Below are 24085 nucleotides of genomic sequence, written 5' to 3' on the forward strand. Positions count from 1 at the left end.
GCGCGGGGGTGTCCGCGGCATGGATGCCGCGGCCAAGCCTCCAGGGATGGATTCACGGCGTCCCCCGCCACCGGACCCACCCCGCCATTCCCAGGAAGCCAGCTTTTGCTGTTGCCGTTGCTGCGGCCTCTGCGGGTGCCGGGTGCAACCCGGCCGACACCCACCCGATGCTACGCTGTGGCCACCGACAACCACGGAGGCGGGATGGGGGCGATCGTGTTGTTGCCGCTGGGCGTGGACGACGCGGTACTTGACCGCTGCCTGGCCGCGCTTGATGCCGGTACCGCAGCGGGGACATCGATCTGGCTGGCCGATGACGCACAGGCTGGGCCACGTGCACAGGCGGTGGTCGAACACTGGCTGGCACATACGCCGTTGCAGGCCGAATACACCCGCCGCGCGCGGCCGCTGGGCGAGGTTGCCCACCTGGACGAAATGCTGCGTGCCTGCGATGGCCTGGACGTGGCGGTGCTGGCCCCGGACAGCGTACCTGCGCCGGGATGGCTGCAGCAGCTGCAGGCCACGTTTGCACGCGACGCGGCCATTGCCACGGCCACGCCGTGGTGCAACGTGGGCGAAACCGCGGCGTGGCCGCGCTTGGGCGAGCTCAACCCCGAACCGGGCGACCCGGCGCTGTTGGCACATGTCTGCGCCGCACTGCCGAACCTGCATCCTGAACTCCCTTCGGCGGTCACCCACGCCGTGCTGGTTCGCGCCAATGCTCGGCGGCGCGCCGGTGGCCTGGATACAGAAAGCTACCTGGGCTGGAACGCGGCGCTGGTCGATCTGAGCCTGCGCATGGCTGGTCTCGGTTGGCGCAACGTGTTGTGCGAAAACGCCTTCGTCAGCCGTGCCAGTGAAGCGCCCAGCCGCGACGGCGATCTGGAAGCACTGGCCGCGCGCTGGCCGGGCTGGGTACCGCGGCTGGCTGACTTCCTGATGCACGACCCGCTGCACACGCTGCGCCAGGACCTGCAGCACGGCCTGCAGCAGGCGATAATGCCGCGCGGGCAGGGCGACCTGTTCGTCCCGCCATCACCGTTGGAGCCGCCTGTTTGAATTCCGCCATTGCCGCCATCGTCGTCACCTACCAGAGCGGCAGTACCATCGATGCCTGCCTGTCGCGGCTGCGCCAGGCGCAGGACGTAGCCGAGATCCGGGTGGTCGACAATGGATCGCTGGATGACACCCTGGAAGTCGTGCAGCGCCACGCCAGCCATGATCCGCGTGTACGTTTCATCGCCAACCCGGACAACCCCGGTTTTGCCGCAGCCAACAACCAGGGCGTTGCCGATTCACGCAGCCCGTGGCTGGCCTTCATCAACCCCGACCTGATGGTCGAAGTCGATACGCTCGCCGCACTGCGAGACCGCGCCGGTGCGGTGGGCGACAGTCTGCTGGGGGTGGAGCAGGTGGACGAGCAGGGCCAGGCCGATGAAGCGGTACGGCGCCGTGATCCGGACTTCCTTGCCATGCTGCGCTCGCCCGGTCGTGGCGCGCGGTTGGCCATTGCCCGCGACCCGGCGCAGCCGTTGCAGCAGGTGCCGGCGTTGTCCGGTGCGCTGCTGCTGATGCCCCGCGCCCTGTTTGATCGCATCGGCGGCTGGGATGCCGGCTACCGGCTGCACGCCGAAGACCTCGACCTGTGCCGCCGCGTGCGTGAGGCCGGTGGCGTGGTTGCCATCGCCAACGACCTGAAGGTGACCCACGTGCGCGGGGTGTCCAGCCGCTCGCGCCCGTTCTTCGTTGAATGGCACAAGCACCGCGGGCTATGGCGCTATTTCAGCAAGTTCGAAGCGCCGCAGCGGTCGTTGCCGGTGCGGGTGGCGGTGTGGGGGGCGATCTGGGCCCATGCACTGGTGCAGGTGCCGAGGTTGCTGCGCAGGTCGCTGTAGCGCGCTGCCACAGGATCATCCACGCATGGCGTGGATCGACTGCAGAGCGCGTGAGGGCGCCACCTCCAGCACGGACCCCGGTTCACCCGAACGGGCGCATAATTCCCCCATGCCTATCATCCAGTCCCTGCTCGACACCGACCTGTACAAGTTCACCATGATGCAGGCGGTGCTGCACCAGCACCCCGGCGCGCAGGTTCAATACCGTTTCAAATGCCGCACCCCCGGTATCGAGCTGGCCCGCTACATCGACCAGATCGATGAGGAGATCGACCACCTGTGCAGCCTGCGCTTCAGCAATGAAGAGCTGGATTACATGCGTGGCCTGCGCTTTGTGAAGCCCGATTTCGCCGACTTCCTCGGCCTGTTCCACCTGGACCGCAAATACATCCAGCTGCGCGCGTCGAAGACGGTGCCCGGCGAGATCGAACTGGACATCACCGGTCCATGGCTGCACACGATCCTGTTCGAAGTGCCGCTGCTGGCGATCATCAACGAAGTGTGGTTCCGCAACACCACCACGGCGGATTTCGCCGAAGGCGAACGCCGCCTGCAGGCCAAGGCCGCGCTGCTGCGCGATACCCCTGGTTTCGAGCAGTGCCGCATCGCCGACTATGGCAGCCGCCGCCGCTACTCGCGCGATTGGCATGCCCGCCTGCTGCCGCTGCTGCGCGATGCGCTGGGCCCACAGCTGGTCGGCACCAGCAACGTGCACTTCGCGCGCCTGTACGGCATGACGCCGCACGGCACCATGGCCCACGAGTACCTGCAGGCGTTCCAGGCACTGGGCCCGCGCCTGCGCGATTCGCAGGTGGCGGCGCTGGAGTCGTGGGCGCGCGAGTACCGCGGCGACCTTGGCATCGCCCTGTCCGACGTGGTCGGGCTGGATGCGTTCCTGCGCGACTTCGACATGTATTTCTGCAAGCTGTTCGACGGCGTGCGCCATGATTCCGGCGACCCGTTCGACTGGGGCGACCGCATGCTGGCCCACTTCCAGCTGCGCCGCGTCGACCCGCGCAGCAAGGTACTGGTGTTCAGCGATGGGCTCGACATCACCAAGGTGATGCGCCTGTACGACTACTTCCGTGGCCGCTGCCAGGTGGCGTTCGGCGTGGGCACCCACCTGACCAACGATCTGGGGCCGACCCCGCTGAACATCGTCATCAAGATGGTCCGCTGCAACGGCCAGCCGGTGGCCAAGCTCAGTGACTCGCCGGGCAAGAGCATGTGCGATGACCCGGGCTACCTGTCCTACCTGCGGCAAGTGTTCGAACTGCCTCCTGAAACGGGCCCTAGCGTCACATAGTGACGCTCTGCGTCAGTTGCTTCATCCGGCTTGCTGCGCGTCTTTGTGATGCGTATCACATTTACGTGGCCGAACTTCACGAGATCGCTTACGATCCGCGTACAGGATGTTTGCAGGTCTTGAGGGAGTTCTGCGGTGAAGGTTCTTTCTGTTTTCGGTACCCGTCCTGAAGCAATCAAGATGGGGCCGCTGGTAAAGGCGCTGGGTGAGGCGCCGGATATCGAATCCATCGTCTGCACCACAGGCCAGCATCGGGCGATGCTGGACCAGGTGATGTCGCTGTTCGAGATCACCGCCGATCACGATCTTGATGTGATGGTTCCCAACCAGACCCTCAACGGCCTGTGCGCCAAGCTGTTCGAGCGCCTGGATGCGTTGTATGCGCAGGTGCGACCCGATCGCGTGCTGGTCCACGGTGATACCACCACGGCGATGACCGCTGCAGTCGCTGCCTTCCATCACCGCATTCCGGTGGGACACGTCGAAGCGGGCCTGCGTACCGGCGACATCACCCGGCCGTGGCCGGAAGAGATGAATCGCCGCGTCATCGATGTCGTCTCTGATTTCCTGTTTGCCCCCACACCAAGTTCCCGCGCCAACCTGGAACGCGAACACCTCGGCGGCCGGATCCTGGTGACCGGAAACACCGTCATCGACGCCCTGCAGCAGACCGTACAGCAGCTCGATCGCGACCCGGCACTGCGCGCCCGCGCCGATGCGCCCTTCCAGATGCTTGATCCCGAGCGTCGCCTGCTGCTGGTCACCGGCCATCGCCGCGAGAGCTTCGGCCAGGGCTTCCTGGACATCTGCCGCGCACTGGCCGAGCTGGCCCAGCGCGAAGACCTGCAGGTGCTCTATCCGGTGCACCTCAACCCCAACGTGCAGGGCCCGGTGAATGCCGAGCTGGGCCATCTGGGCAACGTGCACCTCGTGCCGCCGCAGGATTACCTGAGCTTCGTGCGCCTGATGCAACGCGCCGACGTGATCCTTACCGACTCCGGCGGTGTGCAGGAAGAAGCGCCAGCGCTGGGCAAGCCGGTGCTGGTGATGCGCGATGTAACCGAGCGCCCGGAGGCGGTCGATGCCGGGGTGGTGAAGCTGGTCGGCACGGCGCCGACGCGGATCGTCGATGCCGTCAACGCCGCGTTGCAACAACCATCACATGCAACCCGTTTCGACCCCGACGCCAGTCCTTACGGTGATGGCCGAGCCAGTGCGCGCATCGTGGCGGCCCTGCGCGGACATCCACTGCCCGAATTTGCTACCGGCCACCGCAGTGCCGGCCCCGTTCCCACCCCTCTACAAGAAGTGACGCCATGACCCAGACCGGCCGACGTAGCTTCCTCGTTGTTTCCTCCGTGCTGGCCCTGGCGAGCTCCGCTGCCGCTGGCGCTGCCGACAGCGCTGCCGGCCAGTTCACCGAATGGACCGGGGACAGCACGGTAAGCCGGCAGATGACGCTGCGCCAGCTTGGCTTCCGCCAGCCGCTGGTGCTCAGCGGGCAGGAGAGCCAGCGCGAGGTCTACCTGCCCGTACCTGTGGGCGTGCCGACCCGCGATGCGCAGCTGCAGCTCGATGGCCGCTATGTGCGTGGCCATACCGGGCGCACGTCCGGGCTATGGTCGGTCGATGGCGATCCGATGGCGGCACGTTCGATCACCGATGCGCAGGGCGACGCCAGCCAGCTGCTGGCCATTGACGGCGAGCCCCGCGAGAACGGCTTCGTCCGCGTCGGCGTGGGCTGGTGGTCGATCGTTTCCGACTACCGCTGCGCGGACCAGAGCGCGCCAGCCAACGTGCTGCGGCTGTCGCCGGATTCGCGCTTCAGCTATCGCTTCGATGGACGTGCGGTGGACACCGTGGCCAAGGCCTGGGGCGCACTGCCGCCGCGCGTGCGCCTGCTGGTGGAGGGCAAGGCGCTGCAGGCATCGACCTACGATGCGGCGTGGCGCATCGGTGCAGCATTGCAGACCGGAGGCAAGCAGGTTGACGTGGTCGCGCTGCCCAAGGTCGGTGACAGCGTGGACCTGACCGGCATCAACATTCCCGCCAGCCTGCAGGGCGTGCCTGCCTATGCGGCGCTGGCGGCCGGTGAGCGCGCGCACGCGATCAAGGATCTGGCCGAAGTCGGCGCGCTGTTGTCGCTGCGTGACAGCGGCCCGCTCGCCGCCGATGTGATGATCGGCAGCGATGCGCTGCGCAATGGCGTACGCGCTGCACTGGATGCGCTGGCCGCGCAGGTCGGGGCCAGCGGCGCCGATGCCGCCAGTGCATTCAGCACCTGGCGGGCGGCCGACATGGCGGCATTGGAAAAGCCGGTGACCAATGCCTCGGTGAGCGTGACCACTGTTGCCGGACGGCCGACCCTGGTGGTCGACCCCGCGGCCGGGGGCAAGGTGGCAGGCTTGCTGTCCGAGCAGTGGCGCAACTATGCACTGGGGCGTTCACTGCAGGTCACGCAGGCGGTCGCACCCGCGATGGAAGGGGATCGCGTACTGCTGAGCCGGCTGGGCAACATCGCCGGTACGCAGGACATCGTCACTCGTGGCGATCGCAGCGCCACCTTTGAACTGGGTGCATTGTCGGCCGATGGCCGGTTGCCGGAAGAAGTGGTGCTGGATGTATCGGCTGCGCCCAATGCGGCCGGGCAGGGCGCGGTTGCGACGATCTACTTCAACGACTACCTGCTGGGGGCCAAGGTGCTGTCGGCCGATGGCAAACCGCAGCGGCTGGTTGCCAAGGTACCCACCTACGCGCTGTCGGCCCGCAATGAAGTGCGGGTCAGCTTCCTGCGCCAGCCGGCGCGGCCTTACTGCCATGATCCCGCCACCGCGTTCCCGGTGTCGATCCTGCCCAGCAGCCACCTGAAGCTGGCCAAGCGCACGCTTGGCGCAGACTTCATCGGCGCGGCCAGCCAGCTGGCGCATGCCAATGAAGTGTTCGTGCCGGCTACCTGGCTGCAGGATGCACCGGCCTCGCTGGCCAAGGTCATCGCCATTGCCAGCGCGGTGGGGGCATCGCCGGAAGCGGCCAGCCTCAAGGTAGTGGATGCGGGCGCGGCGATCAGTCCGACCAGGCCTTACCTGGCCTTCGCCCTGGCGCCGTCCGGTGTCTCCTTGGCGGGCCTGAAGAATGGCCAGCTGGTGATTGCCGGCAAGCCGCAGCCGCTGCTCGATCTGAGCGGCCTGCAGCGGGCGGCCGCCGTGCAGGTCGCCTCGGCAGGCGGGCAGATCGGTGTGCTGTACAGCGACCTGGGCACCGAGGGACCGGTGCTGGCTGCGCCGTTCCGGTTGCTGCGGGGTGACCTGGCGGTGATCGATGGCAGCGACGTCGTGCGCGATTTCGACAGCCAGGACCCCTATGGTTCGCGGATCGCCCAGGAAGGCAATCCGCAGTCGAAGTGGGAACAGCACATGGTGTGGCTGCTGCTGCTGGTCGGCGTGGTGGTGTTCGCACTGGCCGCTGCCCGCATTACCCAGGTCCGCCGTCGCCGCAAGTCTGCCAACGTCGGGCATTGACCGGACGTGGACGGTCTGTTCTGGAACATCCAGCTGGCCAACTACTACGCTGCCCTGGAGACAGTGGCAGCGGCGGTGGCCGTGCTGATCCTGATTTCCAGCCTCGATGACCTGTTCATCGACGTCTGGTACTGGGTCCGCGAAAGCTGGCGCACGCTGACGGTCAAGAAGCGCCGTGAGTACAAGCCGCTGACCCAGCAGGACCTGCTGCAGCGGCCGGAACAGCCGCTGGCGATCATGGTGCCGGCGTGGATGGAATACGACGTCATCGCGCAGATGGTGGAGAACATGATCGATGTGCTCGACTATCGCGAGTACATCGTATTCGTCGGGACCTATCCCAACGACCAGCAGACCATCGACGAAGTCGAGCGCATGCGCCGGCGCTACAAGCGTCTGCGCCGCGTGGAAGTGCCGCATGACGGCCCCACCAGCAAGGCCGATTGCCTGAACTGGTTGATCCTGTCGATCTTCGACTACGAAAAGCGCCACGACATGGAGTTCGCCGGCGTCATCCTGCACGACAGTGAAGACGTGCTGCACCCGATGGAACTGCGTTTCTTCAACTACCTGCTGCCACGCAAGGACATGATCCAGTTGCCGGTGACCTCGCTGGACCGCGAGTGGTACGAACTGGTGGCGGGCGTGTACATGGATGAGTTCGCCGAATGGCATGCCAAGGACCTGGTGGTCCGCGAGAGCGTGTCCGGCATGGTGCCGTCGGCGGGCGTGGGCACCTGTTTCTCGCGACGTGCGCTGCTGGCGCTGAGCGAGGCCACCGGCAACCAGCCGTTCAATACAGACAGCCTGACCGAAGACTATGACGTCGGCGCACGGTTGGCGACGATGGGAATGCACTCGATCTTCGCCCGCTTCCCGGTGCAGTTCCTGGTGCGGCGACCGTCCTGGTTCGGCTGGGGGCCGGTGCGTGAGCGCACCCAGCAGATGGCGCTGTGCGTACGCGAGTATTTTCCCGACAACTTCCGTGCGTCCTACCGGCAGAAGGCGCGCTGGGTACTGGGTATCGGCCTGCAGAGCTGGGAAACGCTGGGCTGGCGCGGCTCGCTGGCGACCAAGTACCTGCTGGCGCGCGATCGCAAGGGCATCATCACCTCCTTTGTCAGCATCATCGCCTACCTGATCTTCCTGCAGCTGCTGCTGTTCTGGCTGCTGAAGATGACCGGTGTGTGGAACCTGCAGTACCCCAGCGTGTTCCAGGCGGGCAGCTGGCAGATGAACGTGGCGCTGCTGACCACCGCTGCCCTGGCCACCCGCGTGGTGCAGCGCTTCTACTTCGTCAACCGGCTGTATGGCTGGGAACACGCGTTGATGTCGATCCCACGCATGGTGGTCGGCAACATGGTCAATTTCATGGCCACCGCGCGCGCATGGCGGATGTTCCTGGCCTATCTGTTTTTCGGCAAGCGCATGGTCTGGGACAAGACCATGCATGATTTCCCCGATGCCGCAGCACTGGTGCAGACCCGCAAGCGCCTGGGTGAACTGCTGACCACTTGGCAGGCCGTCGAGCCCGAGCGCCTGGAACAGGCGCTGCAGCAACAGCAAGGCGGGCGCCAGCAGCCTCTGGGCCGGATCCTGTTGTCGCAGGGCTGGCTGGATGATGAAACGCTGGCCGAGGCGATTGCCTTCCAGGGCGACCTGCAGCGTGCGGTGATCGACGTCGATTATCTGGGCCGGGGCGGGTTCCCGGTCAGCGTCGACGCCTGCGTGCAGTGGCGCATGCTGCCGTTGCCGCCCCTGCAGGAAGGTACCCTGCGGCTGGCCGTGGCCAATCCACTGTCGGAGGCCGCACTGGACCTGTTGAAGCAGGAAACCGGCAACGCCCAGGTCGAGCAGAGCATTGCCCGCGAAAGCGAGATCAACGCTGGCCTGCGCATGATCAGTGGCGCCGAGCTTTGGCGCATCGATACCGTGCCGTTGCTGGGCGACCTGCTGGTGGAAATGCGCCTGATCGACCATGCGCATTTCGAGATCGCACTGGATGAGTATAAGCCCCAGCGTGATGGACGCATCGGCGACTACCTGGTCAAGCGGGGCATCGCCACCGAAGACGCCATCGCCCAGGCGATGGAAGAACAACGCCGCCGCGCGGCGATGCTGCAGTCGCCGCCTCCCGGAGTTGCAACGGTATGAAGACCTCGCTGCTGTCCACCGTCATCGCCGTTGCCCTGGCGGCCGCTGCCCCGGCATACGCGCAGGCCGACGTGCCATTGCCGCTGTCCGGGCCCGCCTACCGCATGGCCGAGCAGGCGTTCGCCGCCTACGAGCGTGGCGATTACAGCACGGCCCTGAGACAGGCCGGCGAAGCATCGCGGCTGCGGCCGGATGTGGTGCGCCTGCGGTTGCTGCAGATCTATTCGCTGCAGAAGCTCGGTCGCAGTGATGAGGCACGCCAGCAGGCGCGGCGTGCGCTGGATGCGGGGCTGAAGGATCCGGCATTACCGGGGCTGGCCACCGCGCCGGCGGCCGCTGCTGCCAGCGGCGGTGGTACCCGCGCCGTGCCGGCGGCACGACAGACGCCGGCTGAGCGCGCTTACCAGCAGGCATTCGCCATCGCGACCGAAGCCTATACCGCCTACAACAACGACCAGATGGTGGTGGCCGCCAGCAAGGCCGAACAGGCCTTCCGTCAGCAGCCGCAGCAGGGCGCATGGGCGATGCTGTGGGTCGCCTCGCTGGAAGCGCAGCAGCAGTTGGAGCAGGCCGACGCTGCGGCGGCTACAGCACTGCAGCTGGGCGCACCGAATGTGGCAGATCTACGCGCCAAGCGCGTGGCATTGGGCCGTCAGCGTGCAGTGAAACCGGCACAGGAAGGCTACCAGGCGCTGATATCGCAGGATTTCCGGGCCGCCGTCGGGTTCGCCCGCGAAGCGGTGGCACGTGCGCCCGACGTCGCCTCGCACCGCCTGCTGCTGATGACCACGCAGTTGCTCGATGGGCAGCTGGCAGAAGCCGAGCGCACCGCCGACCAGGCCCTGGACAACGATGCCGACGATACCGTCGCCCTGGTGATGCGGGCCTATCTGCGCCAGCGCCAGGGCAACACTGCCCAGGCCAACGCCGATTTCGACGCGGCCCTGCAGCAGGACTGGCTCGATGACCAGCAGCGCCGAAACGTGCGCCTGCTGGCGGTGGACGCCGCGGTGGCTGCCGGTGATCGCAACCGTGCCACCGCGCTGCTGGCGCCGCTGCAGGCCGATCCCCTGGACGACGTAGACGCGTCCTCACGGCAGGGCATCCGCGAGGCGGTGACCCAGCGCGAAAAGGCGATCCGTGGCGCACGCGCCGGCCAGACCCTGACGCTGCAGTCCTATCCGGCGCCGTTCCAGCAGTGCCGCGATACGCCTTACGGTACCCAGTGCGAACTGATGCCCGCCGATCTGCAGGGCGAAGTCGGCCCGGCACAGCGCGCCTATGCGGCCTATGGCCGGCAGGATTACCAGCAGGCCATCAGCGAAGCGCGCCAGGCCGTGCAGGAAACTCCGGACAGTGCGACCTTGCAAGGGCTGCTGACCACGGCCCTGGCCGCCGGCAACCGCAGCCAGCAGGGCGAGGCGCGCCAGCGCCTGGACAGCGCGCTGGCCACCCACCCCGATGATGCGGGCCTGCTGATGCAGCGTGGCTACCTCCATCAGGCGGCGCGCGAACCGGCGCTGGCGCTGGCTGACTTCCGAGCCGCCGAGGCCACCGGCAAGGCGCCCAAGACGGTGATGATGGACCAGGCCTATGCCAGTGCCGCCAGCGGCGATCACCGCCAGGCCGTGACCCTGCTGCGCGGCGCGATCGACGCTGCCGACGCCGGCCAGCTGCCACTGGACAAGGCGCAGCGCTACAACACGCGCAGTGCCATCGCCGGCTACTCGCGCGACTGGGGCGTGACCGCCTCGGCCGGCTACCGTGGGTCGCGCCAGGCGGCCACCAACCTGGGCGGGGCATCGATCAGCACGCCCGGCGCTTCGGTGTTCAGCACCCTGGAAGCCTTCTGGCGGCCGCAGGCCACCAACAACCAGCACGGCACGCTGGAAGCCTACGCGCGCATCGCCAATACCTTGTACGACGAAGGCGGTACGTTCGAATCGTTGCTGTTCACCGACCCCTGCACCGGGCAGGCGACGCCGGACAACCGTGAACGTGCCGAGCGCCTCAGCCGTTCGCGTTCGATCGCCGGCTGGCCGTCCACCGTCGGTTCGTTCGGCGTGCGCTATGCCTTCGGCCAGACCGGCCTCAGCGTCGGCCTGGAACGCCGCCAGTTCCTCGGCAGCGCGACCCGGCGCGGCGGCATCTATGCCGACTCCGCCGCCATGCGCTGCCAGATCCAGATCGAATCCGAACGCCCGCTGCAGGCCAACCTGCTGGCCCGTTACCGGCTCAACGACAGCGCCGGTGGCTGGATGACCTACGCCACCTACGGGTTCTACAACGGCACCGGCGTGCGCACCGACGTCAGCCAGTGGTGGACGGTCAGTGGCTATGCCCAGGCCGGCCTGAGCTGGGATGACAACCGCGCCCACTTCACCGTCGATGCGCTCGATGCCAACGGCGCCCCGTCCCAGCGCGTAAGCGAATCCAACGGCCGCCTGCGTCGCCAGCAGGCCTTTGCCGCAGCCGAACTTCGCGCCGGGCGCAACTATCGCTTCGGTGCCGACCAGACCCGTTGGCTGGTCACCCCGTACCTGGTGCTGGGTGCGGACTGGCAGGATCAGCGCTCGCGGGTGCGCGGCATCGACTATCCCGGCATCGGGCCGCAGTCGTTCAACCTGTCCGACACCCAGCGCAGCTGGTCGCTCGGGGCCGGTCCTGGCGTCGGCGTCCGTTACTGGTTCCGCGAAGATCACTACAACGCGGCGCGCTCCTACCTGGACCTGTCGGTGTCCTACCGCTTCGCCATCGGCGGCGGCGATACCCAGCGGGCCAAGGGACTGTTCGCCACTGCCACCCTTTACTACTGATGCTGCATGAAGGATCTGCCGATGAAATCAGTTTTCTCTGCAACGCTCCGCGTACCGTCCGCACGTAGACCGCGCTTGCTGCTGCTGGCCGCCGTGTGCGCGCTGGCCGCTGCCGGTCCCCTGCAGGCGCAGGCACCTGCCGCGCCCGTTGCCGCGGCCAATCAAGACTCGTCCATCGTGCTGACCGGCAAGGATGGCTGGCTGTTCCCGGCCTGGGGCAGCCTGACCGAGGTCGATAGTGCCGCCGTCGCCCGCAACACGGCGCTGATCGCCGAGGCGCAGCGCACGCTGGCCGCCGCCGGGGTCAAGCTGCAGGTGCTGGTGCTGCCGGACAAGGCCCTGTTCTATGAAGACAAGCTGCCCGACGGCAAGCGGCTGGGCGATGCGGTGCGTGGCCGCTATGCGTTGGAACTGGAGGGGTTGGTCAATGCGCACGTGCCGGCTGTCGATGCGTTGCAGGCGATGCGGCAGGTCAAGCAGGGCGGCCAGGAGGTGTTCTATCGCAGCGATCAGCACTGGACCCAGCCGGCCGCCGACGCAGTGGCCGCTGCCGTCGCCGCGAAGGTGAAAGAGCAGGTGCCGACCCTGGCCGGGCAGGCCGGCAGCGGCATGCCGCTGGGCAGCGAGATCAAGGAACGCCGCTTCGGCGATCTGGCCGAGCTGTTCCTTACCGATGAACAGCGCAGGGCGATCGGCCGCGATACCTTCACCGTGCGCCGCCAGGCCGAACAGCAGTCGCTGCTGGATGATGCACCGGCGCCGGTGCACGTGACCGGCCACAGCATGGTGCAGCCGTATTTCGGTTTCCCGCAGAAGCTGTCCAACCTGATCGACCGCCCGGTATCGGTGAACTGGAAGCCCGGCAACGTCGGCCACTGGGTGATGCTGCTGGAGTACCTGGAATCACCCGCGTTCAAGCAGAACAAGCCGCAGGTGCTGGTCTGGCAGATGTTCGAACCGTCCTACCCGCAGGGCCCGGATGCACGTGGCCAGTGGGACAACGCCTCGATCATGACCCCCGAACAATGGAAGGTACGCCTGCACAAGGCGCTGGGGCAGTGATCCGATGAATGCCCGTCCCGGGGCGCCCGCGCCCCTGCCACCTGCTGCCCCACCGCGTGCCCATCGGCTGACCGCCGTGGTGGTATCGGCATTGCTGCTGATCGGCGTCTGCGCCGGTGCCTGGATGCTGGCCAACGCCAAGCTGCCGGCCGAGAAACTGCTGCCCTCGCGCTGGGCAGATGGCGAAGCCGGGCAGGCGATCAACCAGGCCCTGCGGCTGCCGATCCAGGCCCAGGGCGACCTGCTGGGGGCCGCCGTGCGCTATCGCCTGCTGGGCGATCTTGGCGAGCAGGTGGCGCTGGGGTGCCCGGACTGGCTGTTCTACCGCGATGGCCTGCGTCCGCAGCCGGGTGCCGGTGCCAAGGTATTCAACGATCGCGTGCGCCTGATGCAGCACTGGTCGCAGCAGTTGCAGGCCACCGGTGCGAAGCTGCTGGTAGTGGTGGTGCCGGACAAGTCGCGCATCGAGCAGGCGCACACCTGTGGCCTGCGCTATTCCGAACCGATGCGTGCGCGCTACGGGCAGTGGCAGCAGGCGCTGGCGGCGGCGAAGGTACCCAGTGTCGATCTGCTGCCGGTGTTGTCCGGGCAGGACGCGCCGGTGTTCTTCCGCACCGACGTGCACATGAACCGCATCGGCGCGCAGCGTGCCGCCGACGCGGTGAGCGCGGTGGCACTGCCGTTGCTGGGCGGGCAGGGCAGCCAGGCATTCGAGGTCGGAGCGCCGGGCACGCCCAAGCCACGCATGGGCGACCTGATCGTGCTGGCAGGCCTGGAACACGCGCCGCCATCATGGCGGCCGCCGTTGGACCTGGAGCCGGAGCAGGTCATCACGCCGCTGCGCAGCGGTGGACTGCTGGACGACACCCCGCCGGTGGAGGTGCTGCTGCTGGGCAGCTCCAACGGCCGCCGCAGCCTGTTCGCAGAACGCCTGGGCCATGGCCTGGGGCGCGAAGTGTGGAACCAGAGCATGGACGGCGGCCAGTTTTCCGGCGCACTGCTGGCGGCGCTGCCGCAGCAGTCGACGTGGCCACCCACCGTGAAACTGGTGATCTGGGAATTTTCCGAAATGGCCCTGTCCCTGCCGCTGACCGAAGGCGAGCAGAAGGCATTGGCCGGTATCGACTGAGCGCCGACCGACCATGCTGTTCAACTCTTTCCTGTTCCTGCTGATTTTCCTGCCGATCGCGCTGGGCGTGCACTACCTGCTGGGCGCGCTGAGGCCACGGCTGGCCGCGCTGTGGCTGTGCGTGGCCTCCATCGTGTTCTACGGCTGGTGGAATCCGCAGTTCGTGATCCTGCTGGCCGGCTCGATCATCTTCAACTACCTGGTCAGCCTGGTGATCCTGTCGCTGGCCAAGCGTCCCCGGTTGCAGCTGCTGGCCACCGCGCTGGGCGTGGCCGCCGACATCCTGCTGCTGGTGCATTACAAGTACTTCGCGGCAATGGTGAACTTCGTCCACGACATCGGCTTCAACGTCGGCCCGATGGACACGCTGATCCTGCCGCTGGGCATTTCCTTCTTCACCTTCACCCAGATCGGCTACCTGCTGGACTGCCGTGCCGGCGTGGTCAACGACCGCAGCCCGCTCAGCTATGTCCTGTTCGTGACCTTCTTCCCGCACCTGATTGCCGGCCCGATCCTCCACCACAAGGAGATGATGCCGCAGTTCAGCAAGCGCGAGACCTATCGTTTCCAGGCCGAGAACCTGTCCATCGGCGGCATGCTGTTCGTCATCGGCCTGGCCAAGAAGGTCCTGCTCGCCGACAGCATCGCGCCGTATGCCGATGCCGGTTTCGCCTCCACCGGTGATGTGCAGTTCTGGGGCGCATGGGCCACTGCGCTCAGCTATGCGCTGCAGCTGTACTTCGATTTTTCCGGTTATTCGGACATGGCGCTGGGCCTGGCCCGCATGTTCGGCATCCGCTTCCCGCTGAACTTCAATTCGCCGTACAAGGCCACCAGCATCATCGACTTCTGGGCGCGCTGGCACATGACGCTCACCCGTTACATCACCGCCTACCTGTACTACCCGGTAGCGATGGCCGTGACCCGTTGGCGTACCCGTCATGGCCGTGCCACCGGCCCCACTGCGGTGGCATCGGCCGGCGGCTTCTTCTCGATGATCGTGCTCCCCACGGTGTGGGCGATGGGCCTGGCCGGCATCTGGCATGGCGCCGGCATGCAGTTCCTGATCTTCGGCCTGCTGCATGCCACCTATCTGGTCATCAACCATGCGTGGCGGGTCTTTGTCGGCGGTCGCAAGCCGGCCGCGATGCGAAAACTCAATCCGTTCCAGCACGCCGGTTACCTGCTGCTGACCTTCGGCGCGGTGCTGGTGGCGCAAGCGTTCTTCCGCGCCGATGGCGTGCACGATGCGTGGCAGCTGGTGCAGGGCATGTTCGGCGTGCGCGGTTGGGAAAGCATGGAGAACCTGGGCCATGTCGCGGGCATGGGCCTGGCCGACGGTGCGCGCCTGCTGCTGGGCCATCACCTGCAGCTGCTGTACATCCTGCTGGCACTGGCCATTGTCTGGCTGGCACCGAACGCGCACCAGATCATGGGTGTGTACTCTCCCGCGCTGGCAAAACCGAGCCCGGCACCGCGCGCGTGGATGCGCTGGCAGCCCAACTGGGCCTGGCTGCTGGTGATGCTGGTGCTGCTGACGTTGTGCCTGCTGAACCTGCACAAAGAAACCCGTTTCCTTTACTTCCAGTTCTGACAAGGTGGATTCCAACATGGACAAGCAGACAATCCAGAACCAGCTCATCGATATCGTCGAGGCGGTGATTGGTACCCGCGTGCAGCCGGACGAATACATGGAATCGTTCTTCGATTCGATGTCCAAGGTGCAACTGATGGTCGAGGTCAAGGACCGTCTTGGCGTCACCCTGCCGGTGGATGAAATCGACGCCCTGGTTGATTCGGTGCAGGTGCTGGCCGACTACGTGGCCGAGCACCGCCCCAGCTGATCGCCCGCGGGCACCGGAGGTAGCACGATGTACTTCGATTTCGACCAATGCCGATTCGCCGACCTGGATGTCGCCACGCAGGCTCCCGCCCTGCACGCGGCCGATGGGGTACTTGATTGGGCCGGGCTGCATCGTGCCACCCAGCAGTGGATCGACCGTGCGCGTGCTGCCGGCCTGGTGCACGGTGACGCATTGGTGATCTCCGGGCACAAGGAATCGGCCTTCGTGGTGGCCATGCTCGGCTGCCTCTGCCTGGGTGTGACCTACGTACCGGTGGACACCATCAACCCGCCAGCCCGCCTGCAGCGCATCACCACGCTGGTGCATGCGCGTGCGATCTACGATGCGGCCGTCGATGCGTTCCTGCCTGGTGCCGATGCGCCACGAGCGCTGGCGGTGCCGGACCTGGCCTACATCATGTTCACCTCCGGCAGCACTGGCGACCCCAAGGGCGTGCAGATCGGCCGCGACAGTGTTGCCCTGTTCACCGTCTGGATCCGCGACTGCCTGGCGCTGGGCCCGGCGCCGGCGTTCATGAACCAGATGCTCTTCAGCTTCGACTTCTCGCTGTTCGACCTGTGTGGTGCACTGGGCCTGGGTGGCTGCTGCGTGCTGTGCCCGCGCGAGGTGATCGCCAGCAGCGAGCATTTCGTCGACCATCTGCGCGATTCGCACGTGGCCGTATGGGCATCCACGCCCTCGTTCGTGCGCCAGCAGATGCTCAATCCGCGTTTCGATGCCACGCACCTGCCCGACCTGCAGGTGTTCGTGTTCGGTGCCGAATCACTCACGCCGCGCGTGGCTGAAGAACTGTGGGCGCGTTTCCCGCAGGTGCGCATCATCAATTCCTACGGGCCGACCGAAGCGACCTGTTCCACCACATGGGTGGAGATCGATCCGGCCCTGCGTGCGGCGGCACCCAACCCGTTCCCGATCGGCATCGGCAAGCCCTATGCCGAGGTGTTCCTCGATGATGGTGAGATCTGCATGGCCGGCGACCATGTGATGCGTGGTTATCTCGAGCGCCCGGACCTGGATGCCGGCGTGTTGTTCGAACACAACGGCAAGCGTGCGTACCGCAGCGGTGATCTCGGTGATGTCGATGCGCAGGGCCGGTTCTACTTCCGTGGCCGCCGCGACGACCAGATCAAGCTCAATGGCTACCGCATTGAACTGGCCGAGGTCGATGTCGGCCTGGCCCGCCTGCCTGGCGTGGTCGCAGGAGCCGCCGTGGTACTGCGGCGGCCCGATGGCAGCCTGGTGCGGATGATCGGCTTTGTCGAAACCACGCAGCCACAGACCGGCCCACTGCAGCGTCCGCCAGCGGACCTGGCAGATTGGAAGGGCCAGCTCGAACGTTACATGCCGCCCTATATGATTCCTTCCGAGCTGTTCGCCGTGGATGCCCTGCCGCAGACGATCAGCAACAAGGTGGATCGCAAGCAACTGGAGCAGCGCTACCAGATCCTGGCGCGCACGCTCCGCACGACGGAGAAACCCGCATGAACACTGTCCTGAAATCGCTGGTCGCCACCGCGCTGCTGCTGTCGCCGTGCGCAGCCTTCGCCCAAGGCGCACCGGAAGGGCGCCTGGCCCAGTTGTATGCCGCGCGCCCGCCCGCTGGCTCTGCCTTCGTGCGCGTGCTCAACCCGGGCAGCACGGTGCTCAAGGCCGGTATCGGCAATGGCGCCGACCAGAACGTCGGGCAGGCAACACGCGCTACCCGTTATGCGATCGTTGAAGGCGGCAAGCCGTTCAGCGTGCGCGTGGCCGGCAAGGCCCGCACGCAGCCAGCGGTGGCCGCCGGCAGTTTCACCACCCTGGTGCTGGATCCCGGCGCAGCGGCCAAGCCCTTCAACGTGCTCGAAGACGGTGGTGGCAGCAGTGACGCCCTCAAGGCCGAGATCCGCTTCTACAACCTCGCCGGCAATTGCACCCAGGGCAAGCTGGCAATGGCCGACAAGGGCGCAGTGGTGTTCCCGGCGGTTGCCGCTGGCCGCAGCGCCGCGCGTGGCATCAATCCGGTCAAGGCGCGGCTGGTGGCCGGTTGCGGTGGCAAGGACAGTCCCGCACTCGAACTTCCCGCGCTGCAGCCCGGCGATCACTACAGCCTGTTCCTGACCGGCGCCGCCAACGCACCGGTGCTGCAGGGCCAGCTCAGTGGCACCGACGCGGTGGGCCGCTGATCCGATGGCAGACCGGCCGGTATTCCGCGAGGACCACGCACTGTTCCGCGACCAGGTCCGTCGCTTCATCGACGCACAGATCGCGCCCGGGTACGCGCAATGGGAGCGCGATGGCATCACGCCACGTGCGCTGTGGCGCGCGGCGGGCGAGGCCGGCCTGCTCAACTGCCAGTTGCCCGAGCCTTACGGCATGGGAGGCGACTACGGTCACGCCGCCTGCGTGATCGAAGAACTGGCACGCGCCAACTATCTGGGCATCGGCTTCTCGATCCACTCGGACATGGTCGCGCCCTACCTGATGCAGTACGCCACGCCAGCCGTGCGCGATGCCTGGTTGCCGAAGATGGCACGGGGTGAAGCGATCGGTGCGATCGCGATGACCGAGCCCAGCGCCGGCAGTGACCTGAAGACGATCCGCACCCGTGCCGACGTAGTGGACGGCGGATATCGATTGAACGGGCAGAAGACCTGGATCACCAATGGCAGCAATGCCGACGTCGCCGTGGTGGTGGCCACTGTCGCCCCGGAACTCGGTGCCGGCGGCCTGACGTTGTTCTGCGTGGACCTGGCCGCTGCCGGTGTCAGCCGCGGTGCCCCGATGGCCAAGATCGGCCAGCATGCGCAGGACACCACCGAACTGTTCTTCGAAGACGTGTTCCTGCCTGCCGATCACCTGCTGGGCCAGGAGCGTAGTGGCTTCGCCTACCTGGAAGAGCATTTGGCGGCCGAACGGCTGGCCATCGCGCTGCGCGCGGCCGCCTCGGCCGAAGGCATGCTGGCTGAGACGGTGGCCTACGTGCGGCAGCGCAAGGCCTTCGGTCGGCTGCTGATCGACCACCAGAACACGCGCTTCGTGCTGGCCTCGGCCACGGCACAGCTGGCGATGCTGCGCAGCTTCCTCGACCAGTGCCTGGGCGAGCAGATCAGCGGCCGACTGGATCCCACCCGCGCGGCGATGGCCAAGCTCAACGCCACCGAAGTCCAAGGGAAGGTGCTGGACGACCTGCTGCAGCTGCACGGCGGCTACGGATACAGCAGCGAATATGGAATAGGGCGTGCCTGGGCCGACGCGCGTGCACTGCGGATTTTCGGTGGCACCAGCGAGATCCTGCGCGACATCATCGGCCGCACGCTGTAACGCTTCTTGCGCGTCGGTACCGGGGTCAGATCCCCCAGCGCTTGCGCAATGCGGCCGCTTCCGGCGTGTCCTGCGACAGCCAAGGGTCCAGCGCGTACACCAGCACGTGCTCGGCGCCGCTGTCGCGCGCCCAGGCCAGCTGTCGCTCGATACGGGCGGCATCAGCGGTTTCGCCCTTGAACTGGGTGCCGTCGTTGTTCTCGCCGGGCAGCTCGCGGAACAGTTCGACGATGGCATCGAAGGCCACGCCACGCGTGCGCAGATGCTGCAGCAGCGGCTGCAGCTGCTGTACGTTGCCGGCGCCGGCAACACCCACGCCATCCTGCACCATGGGTCTGACCGATGCCTGCGCGAGAACGGCATCCCACAGGGTTACCAGGTCGCCCTGGGTCTGCAGGCGGCTGAAATAGCAGGAGATCGCGCAGTCGCCACCACGCTCGACCGCCGCCTGGGAGATGCCGTGCAGCCACTGCGCCAACCATTGCTGACGGGCGGGATCGGCCCAGTGGTACTGCTCGAGTTCGTAGGGGATGTACCAGCCATTGAATGCCTGCAGGCGAGACCAGGGCGCCTGTGCCAGCCAGGCCCGCGCCTGCGTCAGGCTGTCGGCGAAGAAGGCCTGCAGTGCGGCGTCGTCTCCGCCGATGGCCTGCCACCAGCGTTGCTGGAACGGCAGGCCGACGCGAACCGCGATACCGGCTTCCGAGGCTGCGGTGAACAGCATGCGCACACTGGTATCGGGTAGCTGCCAATCACCCTCGGCGCCACCGACGATGCCGCTCCATTGCAGCACCAGCTGCCTGCAGCCGAGTCGGCGTGCCAGCTGCAGCGAGCGTTGCCAATCGGCCATGCGCCACTGCAGGTGGCTGCGCCACGGCTGCAGGAAGGTGCCGTCCACCTGTTCCGGCAGCGAACAGCCGGGCAGGGTGGTCAATGCCGCCGCAACGGGCGCCAGCAGGGCAGCGCGCAGCAGGCGCCGGCGCAGCGGCGAAGATGGATCGGGAGGCAGCAGGGGCGTGGACATGCAGTCATCATCCCAGAGCACCGTTCGCAACGGGTGAACCGGGCCACGCACGATGAACATGCGCCCGCCGGATCACTCCAGCGCGTAACGCAGCACGAACAACACCGCCACCAGCCACACCGCCGGGTGCACCTCGCGCCAGCGGCCGGTGCCGGCCTTCAGCGCAGCATAGGCAATGAAGCCGAAGGCCAGGCCGTTGGCGATGGAATAGGTGAACGGCATCGCCAGCGCACACAGCGCGGCGGGTACGGATTCGGTCAGGTCGCTCCAGTCCACTTCCACCAGTTCGCGCAGCATCAGTCCGGCTACGAACAGCAGGGCCGGCGCGGTGGCATAGCCGGGCACCATTGCCGCCAGCGGCGAGAACAACAGCGCGGCCAGGAACAACGCAGCGACCACCAGTGCGGTCAAACCGGTACGGCCACCCACCTGCACGCCCGAGGCGCTTTCGGCGAAGGCGGTGGTGCTGCTGGTGCCCAGCAGCGAGCCGGCCACAATCGCCGTGCTGTCGGCCAGCAGCGCGCGGCCGAACCGCTTCTGCGCGCCCGGCAGTTTCAGCAGACCGGCACGGCCGACCACGCCATACAGCGTGCCGGTGGCATCGAACACTTCCACCAGCACGAACACCAGCACCACCTGCAGCAGCACGGCGATCGGCGCGCCGCCGTTGTGGTGCAGCAGGCCGGGCAGGTACAGCTGCAGGAAGGTCGGCGCCAGGCTCGGCGGCAACGACACCAGCCCGTGGTACTGCAGATCGCCCAACGCCCAGCCGGCCGCGGTCACCGCCAGGATGCCGATCAGGATCGCACCGCGCACACGCCGCGCTTCCAGGATCGCGATCAGCAGGAAGCCGCCCAGTGCCAGCAGCGGCGGCGCGGTATTGAGCGGGCCCAGCGCCACCAGCGTGTCCTCGTTGCCGATGATCACGCCGGATTTCTGCAGCGCGATGATGGCCAGGAACAGGCCGATGCCGGCCACGATCGCCGACCGCAACGACGCCGGAATGCCCGACACCAGCCACGCGCGCACGCCGGTCAGCGACAGCACCAGGAACACCAGGCCGGAAATGAACACCGCCGCCAGCGCCTGCTGCCAGGGCAGCCCGGCAGCGCCGACCACGGTGAAGGCGAAGAACGCATTCAAGCCCATGCCCGGGGCCATGCCCACCGGGAAGTTGGCCGCCAGCGCCATCACCACCGAGCCCAGCGCCGCGGCCAGGCAGGTGGCCACGAACACTGCCCCAGCATCCATGCCGGTGGTGCCCAGGATCTCGGGATTGACGAAGACGATGTAGGACATCGTCAGGAAGGTGGTGACACCGGCCAGCAGTTCGGTGCGCACGGTGGTGCCGTGCTGCTGCAGCTGGAACAGGCGTTCGAACAGGGACATGGAGGATCTCACGACAATAAGGTGTCACGACCAAGGTTCGTGACCTACCCGAATGCAGAACGTGGGTACCGACCGTTGGTCGGTACGCCTTTCGTCACCAGCAACGGTGGTGACCTACCGAAAAGAGAAAGGCCGCGCGAGCGCGGCCTTTCGTTCTTGCTTACTTCAGCGCCTTGAAGCGCAGGCGCTTCGGCGCAGCGTCGTCGCCCATGCGGCGGCGCTTGTCTTCTTCGTACTCGCGGTAGTTGCCCTGGAAGAACTCCACGTGCGAATCGCCTTCGAACGCCAGGATATGGGTCGCGATGCGATCCAGGAACCAGCGGTCATGCGAAATGACGAAGGTGTTGCCCGGGAACTCCAGCAGCGCATCTTCCAGCGCACGCAGGGTTTCGATGTCCAGATCGTTGGACGGTTCGTCGAGCAGCAGCACGTTGCCACCCTGCAGCAGGGTCTTGGCCATGTGCAGGCGGCCACGCTCACCACCGGACAGCGAACCGACCATCTTCTGCTGGTCCTGGCCCTTGAAGTTGAAGCGGCCGATATAGGCGCGCGACTGGATCTCGATGCCGTTGATGTTGAGGATGTCCAGGCCGCCCGCGATTTCCTGGAACACGCTGTGGTTGCCTTCCAGCGCGTCGCGGCTCTGGTCCACGTAGGACAGCTGCACGGTCGGGCCGACCACGATCTCGCCGGTGTCCGGCTTTTCCTGGCCGGTGATCATCTTGAACAGGGTCGACTTACCGGCACCGTTGGGGCCGATGATGCCGACGATGGCGCCCGAGGGCACCAGGAAGTTCAGGTTGTCGAACAGCAGGCGGTCGCCGAACTTCTTGGAGACGTTCTTGAATTCCATCACCGCCTGGCCCAGGCGCTCGCCCGGCGGGATGAAGATTTCATTGGTCTCGTTGCGCTTCTGGTAATCGACCGACTGCAGCTCTTCCAGGCGGGCCAGACGGGCCTTGCCCTTGGTGCGGCCGCCCTTGGCGTTCTGGCGCGACCACTCCAGTTCCTTCTGGATCGCCTTCTGGCGAGCCTTTTCCTGGTTGTCTTCCTGCTTCAGGCGCTCATCCTTCTGGGTCAGCCAGTCGGTGTAGTTGCCCTTCCACGGAATGCCGCGGCCACGGTCCAGTTCCAGGATCCACTCGGCGGCGTTGTCCAGGAAGTAGCGATCATGGGTGACCGCCACGACGGTGCCGGTGTAGCGCGCCAGGAACTGTTCCAGCCATTCCACCGACTCGGCGTCGAGGTGGTTGGTCGGTTCGTCGAGCAGCAGCATGTCCGGCTTCTGCAGCAGCAGGCGGCACAGCGCCACGCGGCGCTTTTCACCACCGGACAGCTTGCCGACGATGGCATCCCACGGCGGCAGGCGCAGCGCATCGGCGGCCACGTCCAGCTGGTTTTCCAGCGTGTGCGCATCGCCGGCGGCGAGGATCGCCTCCAGGCGCTCCTGTTCCTTGGCCAGCGCGTCGAAATCGGCGCCTTCTTCGGCATAGGCGGCGTAGACCGCATCCAGCGCAGCCTGTGCCTGCAGCACTTCGCCCACGCCTTCTTCAACCGCTTCACGCACGGTCTTGGTCGGGTCCAGCTCCGGTTCCTGCGCCAGGTAGCCAACCTTGATGCCGGCCTGCGGACGGGCTTCGCCCTCGAAATCGGTGTCCACGCCGGCCATGATCTTCAGCACGGTGGACTTGCCGGCGCCGTTCAGGCCCAGCAGGCCGATCTTCGCGCCCGGGAAGAAGGACAGCGAGATGTCCTTGATGATCTGCCGCTTGGGCGGGACCACCTTGGACACGCGGTTCATGGTGTAGATGTATTGCGAGGACATGAGGTCTCCGTAGGCGCGACCCTGCGCCCGGTCCGTCACGGGGAACTTCCCGTTGCGGCAGCGGGCACAGACTGAATGGAATACCCCCAATTATAGCCGGAACCGCTTACGCCCCGCGCCGTCCGCAGCGCCCGGGGCTGGCCGAGGACTGAATGGGCCGTCACAGTCCCGCAGCGGGAAGCGTTTCCAGCCGGAAACGGTTCAGATCGAATGCGCAATATGGGCTCACCACCCACCCAGCAGAGGTCTCCCATGCACATCCATCGACTCATGGCCGGCGCCGTGGCCTCTGTACTGGCGCTGGGCGCCATCGCCCCGGCCTTCGCCGACAACGATCACCGTGGTCGCGACCACGACCGCCGAGAATGGCGCGAAGATCGCCGCGAGTGGCGCCACGACCGTCGCGACTGGGAACGCGACCGCCGTGAAGCGCGCCGTGACTACCGCCACGACCGCCGCTACGACCATGGCTACTACCGCCCGGCACCGCCGCCGCCGCGCGTGGTCTACAGCCCGGGCTACCGGCCCGGCTATGGCTATGGCTGGCAGCGCGGCCACCGCTACCGCGATTACTACCGCGGCCCGATCTACGTGGTGAACGACTACCCGCGCTACCACCTGCGCCGCCCGCCGTCCGGCCACCACTGGATCCGCGATGACCGCGGCAACATGCTGCTGGTGGCCGTGGCAACCGGCATCATCGCCGACTACATCATCAACAACCGTTGATGCAGCGCCGGGGTCGGATCCCTTTCCAACGGAAAGGGCTCTGACCTGATCGGAAAAAAAAAAGAAGGGC

18 protein-coding genes are annotated in these 24085 nt (G+C 66.7%); 15 read left to right on the forward strand and 3 right to left on the reverse strand.

Annotated features, from left to right (window positions below; all coding sequences use genetic code 11):
* Nucleotides 1-204 precede the first annotated feature (204 nt).
* From AC1DCU_RS20450 to AC1DCU_RS20515, 14 genes are all read left to right on the forward strand, one after another.
* Nucleotides 205-1059, forward strand: coding sequence for a glycosyltransferase family 2 protein (locus AC1DCU_RS20450; RefSeq protein ID WP_313444879.1), 855 nt, complete (start codon nucleotides 205-207; stop codon nucleotides 1057-1059).
* Entirely contained in the window at nucleotides 1056-1895 is an 840-nt protein-coding gene (locus tag AC1DCU_RS20455) for a glycosyltransferase family 2 protein (protein WP_099782791.1), read from the forward strand. The genes AC1DCU_RS20450 and AC1DCU_RS20455 overlap by 4 nt, the downstream gene beginning before the upstream one ends.
* A gap of 109 nt (nucleotides 1896-2004) precedes the next feature.
* On the forward strand, nucleotides 2005-3201 hold the full coding sequence (pncB, locus tag AC1DCU_RS20460) for a nicotinate phosphoribosyltransferase (protein ID WP_032978918.1): 1197 nt from the start codon (nucleotides 2005-2007) through the stop codon (nucleotides 3199-3201).
* 135 nt (nucleotides 3202-3336) lie between these two features.
* The gene (gene wecB, locus AC1DCU_RS20465; protein WP_032978922.1) at nucleotides 3337-4521 is read left to right on the forward strand and encodes a non-hydrolyzing UDP-N-acetylglucosamine 2-epimerase; all 1185 of its coding nucleotides are present in this window, start codon (nucleotides 3337-3339) and stop codon (nucleotides 4519-4521) included.
* Nucleotides 4518-6719 (forward strand): hypothetical protein, encoded by a 2202-nt coding sequence (locus AC1DCU_RS20470; protein WP_282280462.1) that lies wholly within the window; start codon nucleotides 4518-4520, stop codon nucleotides 6717-6719. Before wecB ends, AC1DCU_RS20470 begins: the two co-directional genes overlap by 4 nt.
* 6 nt (nucleotides 6720-6725) lie before the next feature.
* Nucleotides 6726-8873, forward strand: coding sequence for a glycosyl transferase family protein (locus AC1DCU_RS20475; protein WP_032978927.1), 2148 nt, complete (start codon nucleotides 6726-6728; stop codon nucleotides 8871-8873).
* Nucleotides 8870-11689 carry an NfrA family protein gene (locus AC1DCU_RS20480; protein WP_442251749.1) on the forward strand — a complete coding sequence of 940 codons (2820 nt, stop codon included), beginning with the start codon at nucleotides 8870-8872 and terminating at the stop codon, nucleotides 11687-11689. The genes AC1DCU_RS20475 and AC1DCU_RS20480 overlap by 4 nt, the downstream gene beginning before the upstream one ends.
* A 21-nt stretch (nucleotides 11690-11710) precedes the next feature.
* A complete protein-coding gene (locus AC1DCU_RS20485) occupies nucleotides 11711-12751 on the forward strand; it encodes an alginate O-acetyltransferase AlgX-related protein (RefSeq protein ID WP_442251750.1) in 1041 nt (346 codons plus the stop codon).
* Between the two features lie 4 nt (nucleotides 12752-12755).
* A complete protein-coding gene (locus tag AC1DCU_RS20490) occupies nucleotides 12756-13880 on the forward strand; it encodes an alginate O-acetyltransferase AlgX-related protein (protein ID WP_442251751.1) in 1125 nt (374 codons plus the stop codon).
* Nucleotides 13881-13893: 13 nt separating this feature from the next.
* Nucleotides 13894-15474: an MBOAT family O-acyltransferase gene (locus AC1DCU_RS20495; protein ID WP_312963609.1), complete on the forward strand. Its 1581-nt coding sequence runs from the start codon at nucleotides 13894-13896 to the stop codon at nucleotides 15472-15474.
* Nucleotides 15475-15490: 16 nt separating this feature from the next.
* The gene (locus AC1DCU_RS20500) at nucleotides 15491-15724 is read left to right on the forward strand and encodes an acyl carrier protein (RefSeq protein ID WP_032978935.1); all 234 of its coding nucleotides are present in this window, start codon (nucleotides 15491-15493) and stop codon (nucleotides 15722-15724) included.
* A 27-nt stretch (nucleotides 15725-15751) separates the two neighbouring features.
* On the forward strand, nucleotides 15752-17230 hold the full coding sequence (locus tag AC1DCU_RS20505; protein WP_478013627.1) for an AMP-binding protein: 1479 nt from the start codon (nucleotides 15752-15754) through the stop codon (nucleotides 17228-17230).
* Nucleotides 17227-17910, forward strand: a complete 684-nt coding sequence (locus AC1DCU_RS20510) for an alginate O-acetyltransferase AlgF (protein WP_442251753.1) — start codon at nucleotides 17227-17229, stop codon at nucleotides 17908-17910. The genes AC1DCU_RS20505 and AC1DCU_RS20510 overlap by 4 nt, the downstream gene beginning before the upstream one ends.
* Before the next feature lie 4 nt (nucleotides 17911-17914).
* Nucleotides 17915-19048 carry an acyl-CoA dehydrogenase family protein gene (locus AC1DCU_RS20515; protein ID WP_032978977.1) on the forward strand — a complete coding sequence of 378 codons (1134 nt, stop codon included), beginning with the start codon at nucleotides 17915-17917 and terminating at the stop codon, nucleotides 19046-19048.
* A gap of 25 nt (nucleotides 19049-19073) precedes the next feature.
* On the opposite strand, the gene AC1DCU_RS20520 is transcribed toward AC1DCU_RS20515, so the two are convergent.
* The 3 genes from AC1DCU_RS20520 to ettA form a co-directional block, all read right to left on the reverse strand.
* On the reverse strand, nucleotides 19074-20072 hold the full coding sequence (locus AC1DCU_RS20520; protein ID WP_200867516.1) for a DUF4434 domain-containing protein: 999 nt from the start codon (nucleotides 20070-20072) through the stop codon (nucleotides 19074-19076).
* A gap of 72 nt (nucleotides 20073-20144) precedes the next feature.
* Nucleotides 20145-21461: an NCS2 family permease gene (locus AC1DCU_RS20525; RefSeq protein WP_442251754.1), complete on the reverse strand. Its 1317-nt coding sequence runs from the start codon at nucleotides 21459-21461 to the stop codon at nucleotides 20145-20147.
* Between the two features lie 160 nt (nucleotides 21462-21621).
* Nucleotides 21622-23286 (reverse strand): energy-dependent translational throttle protein EttA, encoded by a 1665-nt coding sequence (gene ettA, locus AC1DCU_RS20530; protein WP_025876664.1) that lies wholly within the window; start codon nucleotides 23284-23286, stop codon nucleotides 21622-21624.
* A 252-nt stretch (nucleotides 23287-23538) separates the two neighbouring features.
* Between ettA and AC1DCU_RS20535 the strand changes: the two genes are divergently transcribed.
* Nucleotides 23539-24015, forward strand: a complete 477-nt coding sequence (locus tag AC1DCU_RS20535) for an RcnB family protein (RefSeq protein ID WP_025876662.1) — start codon at nucleotides 23539-23541, stop codon at nucleotides 24013-24015.
* Nucleotides 24016-24085: the final 70 nt, after the last annotated feature.

This window comes from Stenotrophomonas sp. 10L48 (genome assembly GCF_056395105.1).